The sequence below is a fragment of the Enterococcus sp. 3G1_DIV0629 genome (assembly GCF_002141285.1).
Taxonomy (GTDB): domain Bacteria; phylum Bacillota; class Bacilli; order Lactobacillales; family Enterococcaceae; genus Enterococcus_B; species Enterococcus_B lactis.
Genome location: NZ_NGLI01000004.1, coordinates 1 through 6,548, shown reverse-complemented (window position 1 = coordinate 6,548; position 6,548 = coordinate 1). Strand labels below are relative to the sequence as shown.

Annotated in this window: 4 protein-coding genes; all 4 read right to left on the bottom strand. The window is 32.9% G+C overall.

The window, feature by feature from the left end:
* Positions 1-109 precede the first annotated feature (109 nt).
* Positions 110-1,537 carry a family 1 glycosylhydrolase gene (locus A5816_RS14270; RefSeq protein ID WP_002294086.1) on the bottom strand — a complete coding sequence of 476 codons (1,428 nt, stop codon included), beginning with the start codon at positions 1,535-1,537 and terminating at the stop codon, positions 110-112.
* 11 nt (positions 1,538-1,548) lie between these two features.
* On the bottom strand, positions 1,549-3,405 hold the full coding sequence (locus A5816_RS14265; protein WP_086311574.1) for a PTS beta-glucoside transporter subunit IIBCA: 1,857 nt from the start codon (positions 3,403-3,405) through the stop codon (positions 1,549-1,551).
* A complete protein-coding gene (locus tag A5816_RS14260; RefSeq protein ID WP_086311573.1) occupies positions 3,398-4,243 on the bottom strand; it encodes a PRD domain-containing protein in 846 nt (281 codons plus the stop codon). Before A5816_RS14260 ends, A5816_RS14265 begins: the two co-directional genes overlap by 8 nt.
* Positions 4,244-4,852: 609 nt before the next feature.
* Positions 4,853-6,490, bottom strand: coding sequence for a hypothetical protein (locus tag A5816_RS14255; protein ID WP_086311572.1), 1,638 nt, complete (start codon positions 6,488-6,490; stop codon positions 4,853-4,855).
* Between the last annotated feature and the right edge of the window lie 58 nt (positions 6,491-6,548).

Genomic DNA, 6,548 nt, shown 5'->3' with positions numbered 1-6,548 from the left:
TAATAGTTATTTTTTTAAGATAGAACTTGGTCCTTTAGTAATATTACTCTAAGCTAACTACTTGTTATATGAATATAAATACTATAACACCTTTTATGTTAGACAGGTATTACAAAATATCTCCATTGGAACCAATCACTTCTTTATACCAATAAAAAGAGTCCTTTTTGTACCTTTCTAAGGTGCCATTTCCTTCATCGTCTTTGTCTACATAGATAAATCCATATCTTTTTTTCATTTCGCCTGTTGTAGCACTTACTAAATCTATGGGTGCCCACGTGAGATACCCAAAGCAATCTACCTGATCTTCTTCAATTGCAATCTTCATTTGTTGAATATGCTGTTTTAAGTATTCGATGCGATATTCATCATGTATGTTTTTATCATCTGTCAAAACATCTATGGCACCTAATCCATTTTCTGTAATTATGATAGGGAGTCCATATTTTCTATAAGTGTAATTCAGCAGATACCGTAAACCCGTCGGATCAATGGTCCATCCCCATTTACTAGTCACAAGATACGGGTTTTGAAGACCGCCAAATAAGGCACTCTTTTCTTCAGCTGCTCCTTCGTACTTCGCAACAGATGATGCATAATAGTTCATACCAATAAAGTCAAGTGTTCCTTTAGAAAACATATATTTATCATTCTCTGTTATGGTCAACTTTATTCCTTGGTCTGCATATTCATTGATTTTATAGTCTGGAAACTTTCCTGTGCACATAGCATCTATTTGATAGAAATCTCGATCCATTTGTTTAAAAGCATTCATCACATTTGTTGGATTGCAATCTACTGGATAAACAGGTTCGATTCCAAATACGCAACCAATCTTGTTTTCTGGATCTATTTTTTTTCCTAAAACTATTGCCGAACAACTAGCCACTGTCATATTGTATCCGATCTCAGCCAATGTCTGCGATTTATTTTCGAGTTCAGAATACTTCAAACCTGCGATAATATACGTAAAAATATCTGTAGCTTCTGTTTGAGGATCAATATGATTCATTTCATTAAATGTAACCCAATAGTGGACTTTTCCTTTTAAAGATTCAAACATAGTTTGACAAAATTTCAAATAAAGTTCAATTACTTTTCGATTAGTCCATGAACCATACTTTTGGACTAAATTTTTTGGCATCTCGAAGTGATATAATGTTACAATTGGCTCAATGTCATAAGACAACAACGTATCCACCACATCTATATAATACATAATTCCTTCTTGATTCGGCTGCTCATCATCTCCATTAGGAAAGATACGAGACCAATCTATTGATATTCTTAATGCTGTAAATCCCATTTCACTAAACAGACGAATATCTGACTTGTATTGATGATATAAATCAATACCCATATGTGAGGGATACGTAGCTTCAGAAGAAATTATTGTATCGATTTGGCGTGGGACCTGATAGCTTCCTTGTCTGACATAATCCATGATAGCTGGTCCTTTTCCTCCCTCCTGCCAGGCTCCTTCACATTGATGTGCAGCAATACTTCCACCCCATAAAAAATTCTTTTTCAATTTCATTTTTTCACCTTCTATAAAATGACGTTTAGTAGATTATCTGTCTTTATTACTTGTTCTGAATTTGAAGGAATGACGTCTAAATAGCTATCGGTATTCGTGACAACTACAATAGTAGACGTATCATAACCAGCTTCTTGTATTTTATCAAAGTCTACTGTTCCAAGGAGTTGTCCTCTTTGAATTTTATCTCCTTGTTTTATATTTAAATTAAAATATTTCCCCTCTAACTCTACTGTATCGATCCCAATATGGATTAGTATTTCAATTCCATCTTGTGATTGGATACCTATTGCATGATTCGTTGGAAAAACTACCGTGATTTCCCCATCCACTGGAGAATAAAGATGTGTATCTATTGGTTTGATTGCAATCCCTTTTCCTAAAGCTCCTGTTGAAAAAGCTTGATCTTTAACTTCATTTAAAGAAATCACTTCTCCTTCTACTACATTACCCAATGAAGAAGTGCGCAGATTTTTATCTTTCCCTTTTTCAGCTATTATATGGTTGATTGTCTCCTGATCCTCTTCTTGTGCAGGGACGCCTAAGAGATAAGCAGCTACAGCTGATCCAGCAAAACTAATCACGACTGCCGCTAACATAAACCAGAAGTTCATGAAATCTCCTTCACCTATATACGCTGGGAGGCCAAATAAACCCCAAGCAACAGAATAAGCTTTAACACTAGTCAAACCAGCAAATAATCCACCAAGTCCTCCTCCAATCATTACTGCAACAAATGGTCGACGATATTTAACAAAGACACCATAGATAGCAGGTTCAGTCACACCAAGTACTGCAGAAAGTGTTACTGTCCCAAATAATTGTTTTTGTTTTAAATTCCGTGTTCTTAAGAAATACCCAAGCATTGCTCCCCCAACAGCAATATCTGAGATTGTACATGAAGATATAAATGCAGGGTCATACCCATTTGCTGCAATTAGAGAAGCTACAACCGGCATGATAAAGTTTCCTGCGCCCAACATTATAATAAATGGTTGAAGAGCAGAGTATAACATCATGACAAACCAACTACCTACATATTTCATCAGTAGATTAAAAAATCCAATGATTCCTTCTCCCATATAAAATCCTAAAGGTCCAAAAATCAATAACGTTGCTGGTAAAGTAATTAACATTACGAACAAAGGGGTTAAAAAGTATTGGAGTGTGTTAGGTATAACTCTTTTAACTACTTTAGTTACGTACCCCATAAACCAGATAGCTAGTAAAATAGGGATAAAACTATTAGAATACGTAATTTGAGGTAATCCAATACCAAATAACTCCAGTCCTTTCACATCATTGATAGAACTTGAAAGTATAGTAGCAGCAAGTGCTACTGCTAAATAAGGACTTGCTCCTAATCGTTTTGCGCAGCTCATAGCCATTAAAATAGGTAGAAAATAAAATACAGCAGACCGCAAAGCATCAAAAATATGATAGGTTGAACTGTCTGGTGATATTATTCCAGTTAAAGAAGCAATGGATAAAACAGCAGCAAGTAATCCAGCACAAATAATAGGCTCAAGTATCGGTGTCATAGACTCCGATATGACATCTAATGCTGCTTTTATTGGATTTTTTTTTCCACTTTGCTCTTCTAAAGTAGTTTTTGGGGATAGTTCCAATTGCGTCATCAATTCTTTATATACATCGTTAACATGTGTACCTATGATGATTTGATAAGCAACGTTATTGCTAACTACATCAATCACACCGTCTAAGTTTTTAAGCTTATTTGTTTGCGCTTTCGTTTTGTCGATAAGAGTAAAACGCAACCGTGTCATACAGTGAACTACTGCCTCTATATTTTCTTTTCCTCCAACAAGTTCAATAATATTTTTGTTAAAATCATGATATTTATCCATTATTGTCGCCTCTTTCCGCTACGCGATTAACATGAATCATCAAATAAGTGTATTCATCTTGAGATAAATAGGTGTTGAACTTTCCCTTTACATATATTTCTATCTTTTCTACAGCTGTATATGCTTTAGGGTATAGTTTTTTTACTTGTTCAAATAACTGAGATTCATTTTCAACGTATGCTTGTTTTTTTCTTAATCGTTCAATAAAGTACTGTAAATGTGTCACTAGCCTCATGTAGTTGATGCTCTCTTCGTCAATAGATAAACTAAAATGATATTTGATAATATTCAACATGTCTCTTAGTATCTCCATATCTTCTATCTGTTCATCAAAATTGACCTGATTTTCTTGAAGATTAACAAAGTGTAAGGCAATTGAAACAGCTTCATCTGTGGGAAAGGAATGATCAAAATATTTCTTTATCATTTTTAAAGCTTCCAAACCGATTTTGTAATAAACTGGATAAAACTTTTTAACTTCCCAAAAAAGCGGACTTCTAAGATATTGCCCTTTCTCTGAGCGTTTCAATGCGAAGGAGAGATGATCTAATAAAGCTAAATAAAGATAATCATTTGCTTTTTTACCGATTTCCTTTTCTCCATAACTAACGAGCTCGTTGATCATAGAGAGCAGTCTATCATCAGAATGCGATAACAAATAGCTAAAATGTTCTAAACGGTCTTTTGAATCTAAAACATATGTTTTTTCAATTTCGGAATCATTAATGTGTTGGCCAACTTTTTTTTTGAAAGCAATCCCTGTCATATAGATAATTGCTTCATTTCCTCCCCGATTAATTAAAGCTACATTGTTATTGATAATCTTTTTAACTTTCATTAGTTGCTCCTTTCCAGAAAAAAGAACTCAGATCCAATATCAAATAAGCTTTTGATCATAAAGCTTTACTTGATATTAGTTCTGAGTTCTGCCTGATTTATCAGTAACATAACTCTAGAGATAACTGCGTCGCTATCCCAAGTTCTTTTTTCTTTTCTTACAAAATAAATATACTTTATTTCATTTTATAAGTCAACGTTTTCACTGTCTATAAATCAGAATTCTTAATCATCCTATTAATAAAATGATTAAGGTATATAGTTTTCTCTAAAATTTATATTTTTACATTTTTATCACAATTCACCAAAAATTCTAATGTTGATCTAAGTTTTGATCTCATCTCTTTATTCCCCCTTCGGTTTGAATAAGCTAGAACGTGAGGATCCAAATTATTCTAGTATTTGATGATTTTTAATTGTCTTCTATAATTTCCTGTAATATTTAATATACATGAAAAGAAAAACGTAGAAAATTACTTCTACGTTTTTTTATTTGATTGATTTTTTTATTAATTTTTTGTATTTGCCTTCTTCACTTTTCGGAATAAATTAGCCTGCCTACTGATGCCTTCTTTTATATATTGCTACTGCATTTTCTTCCTTGATCTCTCTAATCTATTTCTATTGAACCGTGTGATCTTATTAAGTAACGTGTAAATAAGAATATAAAAGTTATTGAACTAATCAATAAAGATAGAATCATCGTAGTTGGATAGGTAGATGAAACCTCGACTATAGTTCGTTTTCCCTTACCTTTAATAGACACTAAACCATTGTCATTTTCTATAGTGCTCTTTTTCCCATTTACTTTCACAACTGTTCCCCAGTAATTGAATACAGGTAACGTGATATTTTGCTCATTCGCATCTTCTACTGTATAGATTATTTTAGAATTATATGATTTATGAGATGCATTCTCCCATCGATCATCGACTTTTACTTCATGTTTCTTTAAATGATCTTTATATTTCAATGCATCTAATGGTGCATAGTCATAAAGGCCTCCAGTTCTCGAGGTTGTATAACGTGTAACATCTTTTTTGGTCATAATTAATCGACCTTTATACGACTGAATTTTTTGCGAATAATTTGCTTCTGTTGCTACAGTCACTGTAAAAATAAGAAGGACTATTCCTACAAGGCTCCACATACTTTTTTTGTTGCTTGTTTTCCACTTTAAAAACACTATAGTTAAGATCAATGATCCAAAAAGCACTTGAAAACCCAAGATCCTCCAAGGAAATTGAATGATTTGAATAGGTGTTTTTTGTAATAATCCCCATGGAAAAAGATTCGTTGATAAGAACCAAGTGGTCACTGCACAAAAATAAATAATCTTTTCTTTATTGGCAAATTTTTTTAAAAAGAAAAGTGGAAGAATCAATGAAACCACACCAATTGTTCCCATTGTAAACGTAACTAAATCATTATTTACTGCACCGATTAAACTATCAGAAATGTTTAATGCCCTTTCTTGAAGGTTTGTGCGAAAAGGACGATTAATTTTTTGATGTAGCACTTGTTGTAACATCGGATACCAAACGTAAGTAGTTAAAAGAATGGTCCAACCAACAGCTTTTATCATATTTAATATCAGATTCGACATTTCTTTTATCTCTTTTCGCTTAGAGAAAAGAGAGCCGATAAACAAGAAGCCAATAACAATCACACTCATAAAGGTGGAGAGAACATGGGTATAGATGAGCAAACTCATACTGATAGCTAAAGGAATCACGCTGTTCTTTCTTTCATAAAGAAGAGTATATGTGTAATACAAGACAACTGGTATAATCGTCAACGCAATTGATTCTGAAATTGCAGAACGCTGATATATATCAATTAAACGATATCCATAAAAGCTATACAAACAGCTGAATAAGAAGGCTGCATCTATTCGCTTAAAGAACTTTTGTCCATATTGATAGCTCACTAGAATTGTACAGATATTCAGTATCCAAACATATAGGATATAACTTAGAATCAAATTGTTTGTTATCCAGTAAAATATTACGGCTGGAAAGAGTGTTAGATACGGATAAAAAAAATTCACGCCTCCGCCATAGCTATTAAATGTGGTAAAATTTATTGGACCAGAAAATACTGAGGACAAGCCTTTTATTCTAGAAAAGTGAAAAGCAATGTCTCCTGTGGTTGAGATCTTTTGTGCATTACTAAAAAAGATAAAAGAATAAAGACTAGCAATAACTAGCAGTAGAACAAGTAATACCATTTTTTTATTTATTTTCAAAACCTTTTATATTTCCCCTTTCAAAAAATATTTATTATTAATAACATCAATGATTTTA